Source organism: Vibrio sp. 1978 (assembly GCF_033344345.1).
In genome coordinates this window covers 1-673 of sequence record NZ_JAWPOP010000517.1, presented here as the reverse complement: position 1 = coordinate 673, position 673 = coordinate 1, and the positions used below count along the sequence as shown (strand labels likewise).

The window sequence follows — 673 nt, the reverse complement described above, 5'->3', positions numbered from 1 at the left end:
TGAGAAATACCATTAAGTTAAAAATCCAGATTGCTATCGCAGTCATTATCGCCATCGTAAGTGGCGTTCAAGCTTGGGTTTCCGTTAATCAACTTCACGAAGAAACCACATCCACACTCAACCGAGAAATACAGAATATTTCTGAGTCGACTAACCGTTATATCAGCGATTGGCTCTCAATTCGTAGCGATATGATGTTGGCTAACGAACAAATCATCGCCGGTTCTGATGATGCAGATCGCGAGTTATTGCTGACCAAACGCGCGGGGAAATTTCTCTCGGTTTACGCAGGGTTCTCTGACGGCGCGATTGCCTACGGCGATAAAAGCGAATCATGGCCATCCGATTACGACCCTCGAACTCGCCCTTGGTATCAAGACGCGATGGCACAATCTGGGCTGAACATTACCGAGCCATACCAAGACTTTGATGGCAGTATTGTGGTCAGCTTTGCCAAAGCGTTTAACCAAAACAAACAAGGCGTATTGGCCGCTGACTTGGCCGTCACAGACATCATCAGCGAAGTATTGAATATCCAACTGGATAACAACGGCTTCGCGTTTTTGGTGGATGGCAACAATAATCTCGTCGCTTATAAAGATGAAAAGCTCAGCCAGAAACCGCTCACCACGTTAAATCCAGAGCTACCTCGCGATAAAATGGCCAGCTTGGC

Annotated in this window: 1 protein-coding gene; it reads left to right on the top strand. The window is 46.8% G+C overall.

The window, feature by feature from the left end; genetic code table 11:
- Positions 1–673, top strand: a 673-nt coding sequence (locus R8N49_RS27580) for a cache domain-containing protein (RefSeq protein ID WP_318190511.1), incomplete at both ends; no start/stop codon positions are given.